This is a genomic window from Micromonospora qiuiae, from assembly GCF_016863555.1.
Taxonomy (GTDB): Bacteria; Actinomycetota; Actinomycetes; order Mycobacteriales; family Micromonosporaceae; genus Micromonospora; species Micromonospora qiuiae.
Map to the genome: position 1 here is coordinate 1 of NZ_BOPC01000085.1, position 14,272 is coordinate 14,272.

Consider the following 14,272-nt stretch of genomic DNA (forward strand, 5'->3'; position numbering starts at 1 on the left):
ACCGCCTCCGCCTCGCACTACCCACCCCAGCCCACCAAAGCCCGAACGCGGCCAGCAGCGATCACCTCGACATGGCCGGCCGACACGCCAACAGCGCGAACCACTGGCTGGCTATCGCCGCCGAACGACTCGACGAACACGTGACCCACGCCCGGTCACTATGACCCCGCCACCCACGCTGGCGGGCCCGCGACACGCGGACGGCTCTGGCCGAGAGGTCACCCGCCGGGCACCGGACGTAATCTGGCGTGAACGGCGCGCCTGCTCGACGGTGACCGCCGCGATGGGTAGGTGGGCGTCAATGGCGACGTCGAGGTCGAGGTCGAGGCGAACGGTTTCCTACAACGGCACCAGGAGAGGGTGCCTCGCCGCTCAAGTAGGATGTTGGCGGTCTCGCGAGGCTAAACGCTCACCGGGAAACCATCAGCTCGTCTTGCTCGTCAGCATACTCGGGTGGGAGGTCGACGCCGAGGAGGTTTGCCTGCTCGCGCAGACGGCCGCTTGTTGCGGCGTGCCGTACATCGCGAATCTGCTTGACGCCCCAGCCGTAGCGTCTCCTGGCCTCCTCCTCGAAGCCGAGGCTGATTGGTCCGGTGTCCAGTCCGTCCTTCCGCATGCTGATCCAGCACCTCACCCAGCGCGCGCAGGCATCGGCAGTCTGCGGCACCTTGACCCCGCGAGTGTCGCCGCTCGGCTCCGCAGAGGATGCGTCAGGCGTCTTCGAGGGTGCGGCGCGTCGTGCAGTCGGGTGCGGTCGGGGGTGACGGGGCCTAGACGCCTGCTCTGCAATCGCTGCCTTTCGCTGACCCCGGGGGGCACCCTCCGAGGATCCGCCAGGTGCAGCCGTCAGGGCGATCGGTGCTGGCTCCGGCTGGTCGCCGCTGTTTGTGGCGCCAGTGGCACCCTTGAGTGGACCGGGCACGTCTCCGGCTTGCGACGACGTCGTGGATGCTGCCTGAATTCGGCCGCCCAGTTCCACCAGGCACACGGATGCGACGATCACGAGTCCGTCGACGGTGAGGGGTATGAGGTAGGGGCCCGCTCCGGTTTCGCCGTAGCGTGCGATGACGGCGACCATGTGCCAGTAGGACACCCAGGCTGCGATCCCCGCGATGATCGCCGTGGTGATGAGCCGGATAGCGGCCAGCGCGGGGCGGTGTACCGGAACGCGGGAGATCAGTTCGATCGTGAGCAGGAGCGCCAGGGGTGGCCAGGCCGCGATCGCTTGGCTGATTGGGTGCGGATTGGCGTGCAGGATGTTGGCGATGGTGGAGGCGATCACGCCGAGGGCGAGCGTGGCGCGTACGGCCCAGCGAATGGCCTTGAGCTGCTTGAGGGGCACGTCTTCGTCCTTCCGCTGTCGAGCCACGCCTAACTATATAATGATGCCCCCATTCGAGTTGCTGCAAGGTCCCTGGCGCCACGCGGATTAGGACCGCGCAACGATGGGCGACCTCCGCCGGTTGCTCAGGAGCATCGTCCGGCGCGCTCGTCGTGCGCCCGCTCATGATTCTGCCCAAGGGGCGTTACCACCCCTGTCTTCGCAGATCATGGGGGCCTCAGGCCGAGCGCCAGGGACAACGGAGGGTGGTTGCTGCTACTCGCCGGAGAGGCCGGCAGCGGCATCGTTCTCTTGGCGCATCCGCTTCACGAGGCGATACACCGTTTGCAGGCTGACCGGAGGGTCGAACTCCGCCGACAGCAGTGCGGCAAGCTGACGAGCGGTAGGTTCCGGCTGCCCCTTGGCTGCTGCTGCTAGAACACGGCGAAGGTCTGCGGTGGTTGGACGCCGACCCGGAGGCCGGCCGCTGCTCGTACGACGCGTGGCCGGGAAGCTCCACGAGACGGCATCACCCAGACGCCATTGATAGGGCGGCTGTAGGGAGAGCGGACGAGGCAGGTACCCAGGGCGTCCGGCCATCCAGTCGTCCAGACTGAGCTTGACGTAGGTCTTGACGGTCTCCAGCGCTACGCCTCTCAGGCGGGCGAAGTCCGACACGCCGATCACACGCTCCGGATCATCGACCTGTGGAGGCGAAGGAAGAACGGGTTCGGACCTCTTCCGGTATGCGTCCAGGTCATCCAGGGCGAACCAGTCCTGATCGTTGAATCGCTCGGCAAGGGGCTCAGGCCAGCCAGTCTGGCCACGCTGCCCGGGGCTGGACTTCATCCGGACCGTGTTCAGCGGAATGTTCAGGTACTCGGCCGCGCCACGGCGGTTGGTTGCCCGTCGCCCACTGATGGTCCTGATCTCCACTCACTGCTCCTCCCGCCTCGGCACCATATTCAACTTGAAGGGCGGGAGCGACGTTGACGCGGCTGGCTCCGGACGGCGGTTGAGTGGGACAACCTCAGCGGGATGCGGCGGACACACCCACCATGGTGCTGCCGTCCTCTTGTCGCCGGTCGGATAGTGCAACGTGGCAACGCCAAGGCGGCGGCGGACGAGGCCGAAGCCAGCCTCCTGGTAGTAGCTGATCAGCGGCGCCGATGCCGTGTTGATGATCATCGTGGTCTGCTGAGCATTGGCGAGTTGCTGGAGCCAGACGAGAAGCGGCCGTCCAGCCCCGCCACGCGCGAAGAAAGTCTCGGCCCGGCCAGAGCAACGGGCGACCGGCGCGAGCCGGCCGCCGACGAGTCATCCTCACCGCGGACCGCCCCGTGGGTCCTTCGCAACAGTGCGCGATACTTCGATCCAGCCGGTACCGCCGGGACGCAGCAACCGAGACTGTCCAACACCTCGGACCCGGACACCCGGCAGTTCGCCAGTACAGATCTTGAATGGGGCCTGTCCGGGGGATCACCGGTAGACAGGCCCAATGCATTCGACACGCATCGCCTCCCTGGCCAATCCATGAGGGCGAGAGGGAAGCCGGAGCCACGCCTGACGCTTGTGGACTCGCACGGGAGACGATCTTGACGGTGGCGACTGGCCGCCTAGACTGCCCCGGCGCCGAGGGAAGCCCCATCCTGGTCGAAACGCGCTGGGCCGCGCGTGCCGCGAGATGTGCTGGGCTCGCTGACGGCAAGCCGATACTTTACCCGAGTTCTGAATCTGAGAAGGTGTGCCCGCACGAGTCGGACCGGCGTGGACGGAGTCACCACCCTTGATCATTCTGGACACCAACATCCTCTGGGGCATGAAGCCAGACAGCAGCACCGCCGACCTCCTCCGGGCGCTCAAGGCAGCCGGAATCCGCGTCGCTGTCCCGTGGGTGGTCTTGGAGGAACTGGTCTCACACCGGGCTCTCCCGTACGCCGAGGCTCACGCTAAGGCGACTTCGGCGCTCAACGAGCTGAAGGGGCATGTCCCGTGGGGAGGAGTGCCCAGCCTCCGCGAGGTCGACACGGATCGGCACCGGAGGCACTGGCGAGACATGTACCGGCAGATGGTCGAGGTCATCGAGCCGAGCGTGGAGGTACTGCGGACCGCGCTCTTTCGGGAGTCCAACGTCCTCGCGCCGTGCAAGCGGGGCGGCCAGAAGGGCGGCAAGACCGGTTCACGGGATGCTGCAATCTGGCTGACGGCCATCGAGTACGCACGCGACCACGAGGATGAAACGGTCTACTTCGTCAGCGAGAACACGAAGGACTTCGGCGACGGCACGGAGTACCTGGAGCCGATGGAGAGCGACCTCGCGAGCATAGAGGACCGCTTCTGTCACCTCATCGCCCTGGACGCCGTGGTGGAGCGCTTCGCGAAGCCGGCCGAGGTCGACCCGGAATTCCTCCCTGCACTCCTGTCAGACAAGGATTCGATCGAACTACTCACGGACGCGCTGTCCGAACACCTGCCGACGTTCGCCCACAAGAACGACTCGGGATGGATGAACGCGGGTCTTGCCTGCACCCGACTCGGGGACGGCGAGAACGCGGGGGAAATCCTTGCCGGGTCGGAGTGGCTCTTCTCGCCCTCGCTCACCTTCGATGGTGTCTCGGACGTGACTGCCCACAGCATCGGCGGGCAGGACTGGTACATGGCCACGGTCCGGTTGATCGCCTCCGGCGTGATGGTGCTGCCCGGACCAAACCTCATCCCCGCGGCGAACGCTCTGGAGGCCCGCGTACTCGTGACCCAGGACGAGACTGGCGCACGCCCGTCGGTCCTGCGATGTAAGCCGCCCCGAGCACTTACGGCCGAGGAAGCCAGCCGGGTCCCGAGCACGGAGGTCAACCAACGACAGGAGTTCGCGGTGCGAATCCTATCCAACCGGCTGCCAAGGCAAGTCTTCGCCGCGACATCGGATTTCCCCCAGCCCGGCTCACCAATCGATTTCATCTCCACTCTCTCCACGTTGGCCCTCGCTGCCTGGACGGCTCGGGATTCGTTGAAGTAGGGACGTCTCCTGGCATCTTTGGGCTGCGACTAACTTGAGTTTTAACCTGTGCGTCGTGGCCTCGGGCTATTCGAGGTCTTCGTTTTCTTGGTGCTGTTGGTCGGCTTGTTGCTGGTAGCGGCTGTGACGATGTGGACGTCGTGGCGGGCGGCTCGGTGGCGGTTGGGGTGTCCGGGCGGTCGTCCAGGGCCTGGTCGGCTCGGTTTTGGTGCGGCGGCGGGGCAGCCGGCTTTGGCGCGTAGGTGCCGAAACGCGCGGCGGACGCGGGCAGGTGAGAGCCGCTCGGTTGGTGCGGGGCGTTCCCAGGGCCTGCGGAGGTCGCGGGCGGCGGTGCGGGCGAGGCGGAGCTGGGTGTAGACGGCCAGTACCAGCCAGGTCCAGCGGTCGGCGGCGTGCGTGTCTCGCAGTTTCGGGTTGGTCCAGCCGAGGGTCTGTTTGAGCATGCGGAAGGTGTGTTCGATGTCGAAGCGGCGTAGGAACGCCTGCCAGAGCAGGTCGACCTCGACGGTGGTGGCGGTCGGCTGTGACCACCAGAGCCAGACCGGTTTCGCGGTGGCGCCTGATGGGAGTCGGTCGACGGTCAGCAGGATCACGGTGCCCTCGATGATCGGCAGTGGGCCGTGTTGGCTGGTCCAGGCTGTGCGGTGGGTCAGCCTGGGGTGCAGCTGGTGCCAGGCCCGTGCGGTCGCGGTGCCGTAGAGGCGGGTGTCGGTGGTCGTGGCGACGTCCGGGTCGCCCCAGCTGCCCGGGTCACCGAAGATGAACTCGCCGCCATGACGTCGTGGGCGGCCGGTGGTGCCCGGCAGCCGGGGTGGCGCGGGTCGGCGCAGCACCCGGTCGGACCGCATCCGCACCAACACCTGCACTGGTAGATCAGCGAGGAGGAACGCCAGTCGGGGCCCGTCGTAGCCGGCGTCCGCGACGATCCACACGTCCGGATCGCCAGGCTGCCACTGCCTGGCATCGATCAGCCGCTGCACCACGTCCCGCAACTGGCCGGCGGTGACCGTGGCAGCATCATCGCCCGGGGCCAGCCGCCGGGCGTCCAACGGCGCGGTCCACGAAGTGCGCCCGGCCTCCACAGCGGTGACGAACGAGTACGGCCAGCCCGGAACCCCGATGTGGCTGTCCTTCCCACGCCCGTAGGTGTGGCACAGTACCCGCTGCGGGCAGGTGTGCGCCTCCGGCCGCAGCCAACAGGTCACGTCCACTGCCAGGACGATCCGCCCGTCCGCGGCCCGCGGCCCGCGGCACCGGCACCGCCGCCACCGCCGTCCGCAGCCGATCGACATCGATCCGGCCACGGTTCAACGCCGCATACAACGAGCCGTGACCACGACGGTGCTCACCCACCAGCGACAACTCCACCAACGAGCGCACCGGCGCATCCCCGCACAACAGTGAGTCGGCCAACTCGAACAACGCATCCCCACGAGCGGTCAGACAACGGTGGAACTCACGCCGGAACGCGGCCAGCCGCCCGACCTCGTCGCTCGACCCGGCATCGTGCACACTGGTCACCAGCAGCCCTTGATCCTTGATCTTCTTCCCTAGACAAGAGGAATGATCGATCAAGGGCTGTCCCCATGATCAGCCGGGGTCGATACCACCGCCCAGCAGGTTAAAACTCAAGTTAGCTGAGTAATAACCGCAGGCGCGCGCCTCCGTTATCCGGTCGGCAGGAGAACAGCGGTGGTCGTCGGGATCATGGGCGGTGCAGGATGCAGACGACCTTGCCGAGGATCGTGGCGTGATCGCCGGGCAGTATTGGGTAGCGCGGGTTGCGGGGCACGAGTTCGATGCGGCCGTCGCGGGTTCGGTACTGCTTGACGGTGGCTTCCCCGTCGATCATGGCGGCGACGAGGTCGCCGTTGTCGGCGACCGCCTGTTGACGGACCACGATGAAGTCGCCGTCGGTGATGGCCGCTTCGATCATGGAGTCGCCTCGTACCCGCAGCGCGAACAGCGTGCCCCGGCCGACCAGCTCGGCGGGCAGGGCGAGCATCTCCTCGACGTGCTCCTCGGCAAGGATCGGCGTGCCGGCGGCGATGGCTCCCAGCAGAGGCACCCGCGTCCCGCGCTGGGCTTCTGACTTCACCGGCGGGTCATCGTCGTCGACCAGAGGGCGGGCGTCGACCGCGCGTGGCCCGCCAGGTGCCCGCCGGATCAGGCCGTGATGCGCGAGGGTCTTCAGGTGATGCGCCACCGACGAGGGGGACCCCAGTCCGACGGCCGCGCCGATCTCCCGCACCGTCGGCGGGTAGCCATGCCGCTGCACCCAGGCACGGATCACGGCGAGGATCTGCCGCTGCCGGTCAGTCAACGAAACCGGACCGGGCGGCACATCAGGAGCGGTTATCCCAGGACGATACCGCAAACCTTAGAACACATGTGCTAGCTCGGTTCGTGTGGGCGGTTCTGCATGTGTCTTCGAGACGTGGCCGGCGCTTGGCGCATCCTTGATGGAGATGCTGTTCCCGTGAGGGTTTCTGCCGCTCAAGTTTGTCTGTGGCCGGACTCCCAGGGCGGTGGGTACCGAGCCACGTAGTCGCGTGCGCGTGGAAGCGGGTCCCGCCAATATTGGTCGGGCATGCGGGAGTAGTGCTCCGCACAGAAAGCAGCGAGATCAGCCGCAATCGTCACACGCTTGAGTGGACGGCCTTCGAAGTCCTCGTTGACCATGAACAGTTGCGACTCGGAGTTCCAACCTGAGTGGTCGAACGCCCAGCCGTTCCAGGTTGCATAGACGTGGAAGACCTGCTGCTCGGCGGCGAAACGCAGCCCGGTAATCCCGATCGACCTTTCAAGGTGTGACTCTCGGCAAACCCAGGCCAGGATGTGGCATGCTCCAGCCGCGAAGAATGCCTGGTCAGACCGTTCCCACGAGACGCGCTGATCGGCGCGTTCGAGCGTTGTTCGACGATACCTTCCTGCCGCCGTCGCCTCCACGGCCCGATGCTATCGGGTTGCGGCCGCGGCAACCGCTTCGCCGATGTCGCGTCCGCAGCTGCGGTCAGATGCCCGCGCATCAGGATCCCGTCTCGGCGCAGTCCTGCCTTGATGTCCCGCGCGGGGTAGCGGGCAGCATCCGCGTCGTTGAGGATCTGCATCACCGTCGGATGCGGTTGCACTTCGTCGACCGGTGCCTGGAGCACGCCGTCCACGTGATGCCCGCCGGCCGTCACCTGGGTCGCGGTGCCGGCGTGGAAGGCGAACATCAGGAAATGGTATGAGCCATTCTCGGCGCGAATCTCGTACACCCCGGTCAGTGTCAGCTCGCCGGCCTCGAAGTCGGCTTCCTCCACCGCCTCCCGGCGGGCCGCGTCCTGCGCCGACTCTCCGAACTCGATCTTGCCGCCGGGCAGCAGCAGCCATCCCGCGTACGGGCCGCGCTGCTGCCGGACGAACACCACCTCACCCGCAGCGGTGGAAATGATCGCCAGCGCGGCGACGGTCGGCTTCGCAATCACAATCACCTGTTCTCGGCGGTTGGGCCAACGGTGCCCGTATCAGCGGGTCGCCGACTGGGCGGTGGGCGTTCGTGGCACCCTGCCGGCGACGGTAAGAACCTTCAGCCACGCCTGTCCGCCAGCTGAATGCGGCGTGTGTGAACACCCGTCTGATCGACAACGCTGGCGACGACCGCTGGGGCGTCCTTCTGCATCAGGCGATCCCGCTCCGGCTGCGCCTGCGGACGCTGCAGCCCGGCGAGAGCCTCGGCGCATCCGCGACCGGGTCCTCCAGTCCCTTGCCGGGTTTCGTCGTGCCTCCGGCGTCCGGATTACCGCCAGCCGTCCAGAACGAGGGGCCGTCCGTCGCTGAAAGCCTGGACACAGGCTGTGGTGTACGGGTAGGTGTTCATGGGCAGAAGCGATGTTGGGAACCATCCGATCTTGGAGCATTTGTGCGGTTCCGCATTGGTGGGTTCGCCCTGCTGGCGAGGGTTGTGGGCGGCGGTGAAGACGAGTCCGACGCGGGCGTGTCCGGAGGGGTTGCGGTGGTGCACCGTTGTGACGAGCCGTAGTTCGTCCGGGGAGAGCCGCAAGTCGACTTCTTCGCGGGCCTCGCGGATAACGGCGCTGATCGCGTCCTCGTCGGGTTCGAGTTTGCCGCTGGGCAGGTTCCATTGTCCGTCGGCGTAGCCGGTGCCGTCGCGGAGCGCGAGGAGGACGTGGTCGGCGTCGGTGAGGAGGAGTAGTACGTCAACTGGGTGGGTCGGCGGTGCGGTCACGCTGGCGGAGGATAGCTGGCTGACCAGCGAGAAGCGGGTCGACCCGCCGGGCGATCCAGTCGATGCGTTCGGGGGTGCCAAGACCACCTGGCACCTCCACCAGTGGCAGCCCGACCTCGGCGTGGGTTCGCCGTACTGCCTCGGCGGTTTGGTCTTGCAGGTGGGTGACCTTGGCTCGGAAGGGGTCGGCAGGGTCGGGGTAGCGGTCCGGGAGGTAGAACACTGCGTCGTAGGTGGGGGCCCAGGCCCGGCAGAAGTGAGCCATCGCGTCGAGTACGTCGGCGTCGTGGCTGGCGTCGGCGGCTGGTAGGACCATGCGGGCGTAGGCGAGCACGTTGACAACGTTCTTGTCGCAGATCAGGAGTTTGTTGTGGCGGGCGGTGCGCAGTGTCATTGAGAGCTGTTGCGCGAACAGGTCGACCTCGGTTGCCAGGTCGAAGGTGCCCTTGCCGTGGATGACGATTTCTTCGATGAATGGGCTGGTGCGGGCCGGCTCGCCGGTGCAGTCGACCTGTACTCCGCGTTGCCGGTAGTGGGCGGTCAGGGCGTGTACGAGGGTGGTCTTCCCCGCAGCGTGCGTGCCCTCGATACCGATGAGTACGCAGTCCCGCACGCTCATTCGCGTCCCCCGCTCGTGAGCGCTCGGAAGGTGGGGTGTTCGAGCCAGCCGACCCGTCCAGCGAGCCCGTCGGCCAGCATGGTGTTGACGTTCAACGGGGTTTGCCAGGTCAGCGTGCCAGTCGCGCGGAGCGCGACGTACGCGGTGGACAGGCTGTGCCGCAGGTTCAGCACCGTGATTCGTTCTCGCGCTTCGGTGTCGGCGTTGTTGAGCCAGTCGCGGTTGAGCGCGGTCATGGATTTGCGCGCCAGCTCAGGTTGCGTCACGTCGAGGCCCAACTCGCCGCACACGTCGACCAGCCGTCGTGAGGTATTGGACAGGACGCCTCCGGCATCGAAGCGGGTGTCGAACACCCGCTGGTCGCGTACGGCCGCGTTTCGGCGGTCGCGCCATGCCTGCCGGGCGGCGGCGAGGGCAGCCGGCGCCGCCGTGCCCGCGTTCGCGGCCAGCACCGCCAGGTCGCTGCACAGCTGGTGACCGACGACCAGATCCGCGCCGTCGGCCGCTGCGCCGATACTACTGGCCGCTGCCTCCACCAGGTCCGGTCGTTCGTCCTCGCGGTCGAGGTACACGCTCGTCGCCCAAAACGGCAGCCCGGATGTCACCACCAGCGGCTCACCGTCGAGCGGTACGGCAAGCCAGACGACCGAGTAGCAGAACGCCTGGTTGCCGTTTTTGATCCGGTAGTTCTTGCTCCACTCGACGTCGATCGAGGCGACCAGGCGCGTCCCCGGCGGCCGGTCGGGAATCCTGCCCGGCCCGCCGGCGTCGCTGATCACTCGCACCAGACCTGCATCCCTTCATCTGAGACGTACCGGTCACGGCCAGGCTGACCGCCGTCCCCGGTACGTCGCGGGCGACGGCCATCGAGGCTAGCGGTCGTCACCCCGCTGTGCGGGTAGCCGGCGGGTGGGCCGTGTCGTGCGGGTGGTCCTCGGTCCCGCCGACTTTTAGTACGTCCCATGCCGCCCTGTCGACGGCGTCGGTGACGCGAAAGGTCCCCTCCCAGCGGTAGCGGCCGGCGTGCACCGCCGCTGTCAACCGGATCGCCAGGCTCCGGCCCAGCACGTACCGGACTGTCTCGGCGGCGCACGTCGGGCATTGCGGCAGCGGGCGGGGCAGTGGCTCAAGCGGCATGTCCAGCTCGGCGGCGGCGTCGCTGGCCTCGACCGAGGTGTCCACCATGAGCGCCATGCCCCGCTGCTTCGCGGCGCGCTTCACCCACGCGGCCAGCACCCCGGCCGCACCGCGCAGCGGCACCGTGGAGAGCGCGGCCATGCGGGACAGATCGTCGCCTAGGGCGTGTCCTGCCGATCATGAAAGCCAGATGATGGCAGCGATGAGGACGAGGCTGGCCCGGTAGAGGGATGCGCGTTTGGCGTAGCGGGTGGCCAGGTCACGCCACTGCTTCAGTCGGTTGAAGCAGCGTTCCACCACGTTGCGGTTCTTGTAGATCGCCTTGTCAAAGGCTGGTGGCCTGCCGCCGGCGCTGCCCTTGGCGGTCCGGCGGCCAACCTGGTCGGACCGTTCTGGGATGACGTGCCGGATCCCGCGCTGCCGCAACGCCCGGCGGGTGGAGTCGTGGGCGTAGCCCTTGTCCGCGATCAGCACATCGGGGCGCTTGCGGGGGCGGCCCGGACCTGGCTCGTTGACCCGGATCGCGTCCAGCAGCGCCAACAGTTGGGGTTGTCGCCGGCCTGGCCTGGGGTGAGCAGGATCGACAGCGGTCGGCCGCGTCCGTCGACGGCGAGGTGGATCTTTGTGCTCAGCCCGCCTCGGGATCGGCCAATGGCCTCACCATCTTGCGCACCAGGCGTCGCCGCACTTGCCGGGGAGCCCCCTTTTTGCGGGCGCCAGCGGCATGCTGATGCGCCCGCACGATCGACGAGTCGATGCTGATCGTCCACTGCACCGGTATGCCGTCGTCATGCACCTGCGCCGCCGCGAGGACCCGATCCCACGTCCCGTCGGCGGTCCACCGGCGCAAGCGTTCGTGGCAGGTCTTCCACGGCCCGAACCGTTCCGGCAGGTCACGCCACGGCGCACCCGTACGCAGCTTCCACAAAATCCCGTTGATGACCTGCCGGTGATCCCGCCACCGCCCCCGCGCACCGCCCGGCTCGGGCAGCAGCGGCGCGATCACCGCCCACGCCTCATCGGTCAACTCACCACGACGCACCACCGGCACATCGTCAACGATCAACCACTACAAGATCGGCAGGACACGCCCTAGACGGTGACCGGCCAGGATCGCCGCGTGCCGGCGGGCCCGGGTCAACGCCCGGTCGGTCAACCTGAGGAGTTCGGGTATCTCGGTCCTGTCCTCGACGATATCGGCCCGGAATCCGATCGACAGACTCTCCTCGCTTACCTCGTAGGCGCTGCCGTGCCGACGGACCCCGAGGTAGACGGTCGCTGCCGCGACCGGGAGCGGCCCCTCGCCGGGCTGGTTCGCCCAGGCCAGAGCGAACGCGGCCAGCATGTCGCGCTGCCGGCCGAATGGACGCTGGTCGGCGCCGAACGGCGCCTCCGGCCACTGCAGGTTCGTGTACTCACGCACGGGCATGCCCACCCGACCCGGCCGCGCCGGCGTTGGACACGGTACGGATGCTGGCACCGAGATACTTGGCGAAGTGGTTGCGCTTGAACCGGTACCGCGCCCAGATCTCCGACACCGGCTCCTCCAGGAGGTTGCCGAGAGGCTCCAGCAGGTCCGGGGCGTCGTACACCGGCCATGCGCTCGCCTTGCCGGTCACCTCACCAGGATCATGTGCCCCTCGGTGTCCGGGGTCCACGTCGTCATCCGCAGCGCCGGCCGCCAGTCGTGCACCGCCCGCGCCTCGGTCAGCCGATCGAAGGTCTGCCCAGCCTCCTCCAGGCTGATGAACTCGTTCTCCTCCAGATCGAGGGCGTTGCCCTTGCGCAGTGGCAGGATCAGTTTCAGCTTGCCCGCGCCGATGACGTCCGCGATCTGATAGGTGAACGGCAACGCGTGCAGCGTCGACCGGTACACCACGGCCGACAGCGACAGCGGCAAGCCCGCCTCCAGGAACCCCCGAACGCCGCCATCACCTCGTCGTAGTCGCCGCGAACACGGTTGGTGGTCGACCGCGGCCCCTCCAAGCCCACGTTGACGAACGCGACCTTCCCCACCATCGACCTCGCGTGCTGCAACCCCCGGGTGGCGTTGGTCGGCACGCCAACGATGAAGTCCCCGGTGTACATGTCCACGATCTCCCCGAAATCCCGGCGGAGCAGCGGTTCACCACCAATCAGCTGTCGGTCGGCGAACGCCTGCCATCAGCGCTCGATCATGTCGGGGAGGTACACGGTGGGCTTCCTAGTGGGGATCGCGGTGTGTGCGGCGCTGCTGGTGGGCTTCGCGGCGGGGTTCGCGTTGTTCAGGCGTGCGCAGCGATGGTGTCCGGGATGCGGCTTGCCGGTCAGCCAGGCGCACTGCCCGCTCGGCTCAAGGTCGTGAGAGACGGGACAGGTCCACGCATCCCAAGCGCAAGCGGCGGATCTGGCCACCGGAGGCGGATCGCGATGACGACAGCGCTGGTACCTACCCACGTCTGCGCGATGTCTCGTTCTCAGCGCGGCCTGACACGGACAGTACCGGGCACCACTGAGGTGGTCACCGGCGTCCGCCAGGATATCGGGCCACCCGGTCTCCTCGCGGTGGTGGCCGCCGGACCGATCCGGAAGCCGATTGACCCCGGCGTCGTCAAGCCAGGCAGCCTGACCCCGATCAGTGCGCCGGGGACTGTCGGCGACGCATCGGCTCGTCGGATCGGGCAACAGCGGCAGCGGCCATGATCCCTGCTCAGAGTCCACGGCCCTCACATCTGGCCCAGCACATGCCTCCGGTGCCCCGCCGCTTCGGCACGGCAGGCGGAATCACCCCCACAGACGTAGCCGAAGCGCGCAAAGAACTTGGCCGGCACCTGGCCCAGTGGCGTGCCGTCGCCGGGCTGCGACAGGTCGATCTTGCCAAGCTCATTCGCTACTCCCGAAGCCAGATCGCCAACGTCGAAGTCGGCCGGGACAACACCACCCGCGTCTTCTGGCGCAACGCCGACGCTGCCCTGGGCGCACGGGGAGCACTGCTGGCCATGTCGGACCAGGTCCGGGCGCTCGTACAGGACTTCCAAGCACAACGAGATCACGCACGCGACCAGGGACGCCAGCAGGCCAGGACACCATCAGCCCCGCCCATCTCTCCAGTGCTGGCCTGTCCGGCTGCGTGCGGGTGCGGGCAGGCCGTCGTCGGCCGGTGGACCACACGGGAGGTCCGCGCGTTACGCGAAGCGCTACGAATGAGCCTGCGCGCGTTCTCCGAACACCTCGGCGTCGCCATCGCAGCCGTTTCCAGCTGGGAGCACCAGACCACCCCCGCGCTCGACGAGCAGTCGGTGCTGGACCAGGCCCTCACCGCCGCCGACAGCCACGCCAAAGCCCGCTTTTGGTTACTTCTCGACAACCCCGAAGACAACCTCATTCCCGGCGCACATGACCACCTGGCTGCCGCCCACAGGCCCACCGCCACCCCGATTCACCACGCGAACCGCATACGCCCAGCGTCCTACCGCCGAGACGAGAGGGAGGGCCGTAATGCATCGCCCGATCCCCACGCTGCGCGGCACCCTGACACACACCACCGCCGTCGAGCTGTACCAGCGCCACCACCCGACCGCGACCGCGGCATGCGCAAGGTGCGGCAAGAACCCATGCCCCGTACGAACATTCGCCGCATCCGTCATTGCGGCAGCCGGGGAAATCCCCTCCTGGTACGACACCCCGACCGCACCGTCCGCACCCGCCGGCACGGCACCCGCCGAACCCCGACAACCCGAGAGCACACCCGGAATGACGCCAAAGCCGAATGAGCCGCCACCGGAGCACTTTGGCCACCCGATCGGCAGGCGCGATGTGCCATTAGACGCCGCCGAGGGCCTGCTCTACGAGCGGGAGTACTAAGCCGGCCGCCGCCCATGTGCGGGCCCCGGCAGCCCTGACGACAACGCTGACACAGGTCCGTCAGAACCACCCGACGGACCAGTGATCCCAGCTCATGAAGTCGGC

General features: G+C 67.6%; 13 protein-coding genes and 2 pseudogenes. 2 read left to right on the forward strand and 13 right to left on the reverse strand.

All coding sequences use genetic code 11. The annotated features are described in order from the left end of the window. Nucleotides 1–409 precede the first annotated feature (409 nt). Both Vqi01_RS24845 and Vqi01_RS24850 read right to left on the reverse strand, forming a co-directional pair. The gene (locus Vqi01_RS24845) at nucleotides 410–1,342 is read right to left on the reverse strand and encodes a DUF2637 domain-containing protein (RefSeq protein WP_204037268.1); all 933 of its coding nucleotides are present in this window, start codon (nucleotides 1,340–1,342) and stop codon (nucleotides 410–412) included. Between the two features lie 255 nt (nucleotides 1,343–1,597). Further along, entirely contained in the window at nucleotides 1,598–2,257 is a 660-nt protein-coding gene (locus Vqi01_RS24850) for a helix-turn-helix domain-containing protein (RefSeq protein WP_204037269.1), read from the reverse strand. Nucleotides 2,258–3,107: 850 nt separating this feature from the next. Between Vqi01_RS24850 and Vqi01_RS24855 the strand changes: the two genes are divergently transcribed. Next, on the forward strand, nucleotides 3,108–4,337 hold the full coding sequence (locus Vqi01_RS24855; RefSeq protein WP_204037270.1) for a PIN domain-containing protein: 1,230 nt from the start codon (nucleotides 3,108–3,110) through the stop codon (nucleotides 4,335–4,337). 41 nt (nucleotides 4,338–4,378) lie between these two features. On the opposite strand, the pseudogene Vqi01_RS24860 reads toward Vqi01_RS24855, so the two are convergent. From Vqi01_RS24860 to Vqi01_RS24910, 11 genes and pseudogenes are all read right to left on the reverse strand, one after another. Next, a pseudogene (locus Vqi01_RS24860) lies at nucleotides 4,379–5,858 on the reverse strand (NF041680 family putative transposase). 184 nt (nucleotides 5,859–6,042) lie between these two features. Beyond that, on the reverse strand, nucleotides 6,043–6,696 hold the full coding sequence (gene lexA, locus Vqi01_RS24865) for a transcriptional repressor LexA (protein ID WP_204037285.1): 654 nt from the start codon (nucleotides 6,694–6,696) through the stop codon (nucleotides 6,043–6,045). A gap of 280 nt (nucleotides 6,697–6,976) precedes the next feature. Then, nucleotides 6,977–7,813 carry an NUDIX hydrolase gene (locus Vqi01_RS31035; protein WP_239098643.1) on the reverse strand — a complete coding sequence of 279 codons (837 nt, stop codon included), beginning with the start codon at nucleotides 7,811–7,813 and terminating at the stop codon, nucleotides 6,977–6,979. A 305-nt stretch (nucleotides 7,814–8,118) separates the two neighbouring features. Next, nucleotides 8,119–8,568: an NUDIX hydrolase gene (locus Vqi01_RS24875; protein WP_204037271.1), complete on the reverse strand. Its 450-nt coding sequence runs from the start codon at nucleotides 8,566–8,568 to the stop codon at nucleotides 8,119–8,121. Next, a complete protein-coding gene (locus tag Vqi01_RS24880; RefSeq protein ID WP_204037272.1) occupies nucleotides 8,540–9,187 on the reverse strand; it encodes an AAA family ATPase in 648 nt (215 codons plus the stop codon). The genes Vqi01_RS24875 and Vqi01_RS24880 overlap by 29 nt, the downstream gene beginning before the upstream one ends. Beyond that, nucleotides 9,184–9,972 carry a hypothetical protein gene (locus Vqi01_RS24885; RefSeq protein ID WP_204037273.1) on the reverse strand — a complete coding sequence of 263 codons (789 nt, stop codon included), beginning with the start codon at nucleotides 9,970–9,972 and terminating at the stop codon, nucleotides 9,184–9,186. Before Vqi01_RS24885 ends, Vqi01_RS24880 begins: the two co-directional genes overlap by 4 nt. 97 nt (nucleotides 9,973–10,069) lie before the next feature. After that, complete coding sequence (locus Vqi01_RS24890) at nucleotides 10,070–10,465, reverse strand: hypothetical protein (protein ID WP_204037274.1); 396 nt, start codon at nucleotides 10,463–10,465, stop codon at nucleotides 10,070–10,072. Between the two features lie 36 nt (nucleotides 10,466–10,501). Beyond that, nucleotides 10,502–11,366: pseudogene (locus tag Vqi01_RS24895) on the reverse strand (IS5 family transposase). A 27-nt stretch (nucleotides 11,367–11,393) separates the two neighbouring features. After that, nucleotides 11,394–11,747, reverse strand: coding sequence for a hypothetical protein (locus tag Vqi01_RS24900; protein WP_204037275.1), 354 nt, complete (start codon nucleotides 11,745–11,747; stop codon nucleotides 11,394–11,396). Next, the gene (locus tag Vqi01_RS24905; protein WP_204037276.1) at nucleotides 11,740–11,943 is read right to left on the reverse strand and encodes a hypothetical protein; all 204 of its coding nucleotides are present in this window, start codon (nucleotides 11,941–11,943) and stop codon (nucleotides 11,740–11,742) included. The genes Vqi01_RS24900 and Vqi01_RS24905 overlap by 8 nt, the downstream gene beginning before the upstream one ends. Beyond that, nucleotides 11,940–12,224, reverse strand: a complete 285-nt coding sequence (locus Vqi01_RS24910; protein WP_204037277.1) for a hypothetical protein — start codon at nucleotides 12,222–12,224, stop codon at nucleotides 11,940–11,942. The genes Vqi01_RS24905 and Vqi01_RS24910 overlap by 4 nt, the downstream gene beginning before the upstream one ends. 832 nt (nucleotides 12,225–13,056) lie before the next feature. On the opposite strand from Vqi01_RS24910, the gene Vqi01_RS24915 reads away from it, so the two are divergent. Beyond that, entirely contained in the window at nucleotides 13,057–14,076 is a 1,020-nt protein-coding gene (locus Vqi01_RS24915; protein WP_239098644.1) for a helix-turn-helix domain-containing protein, read from the forward strand. Nucleotides 14,077–14,272 lie beyond the last annotated feature (196 nt).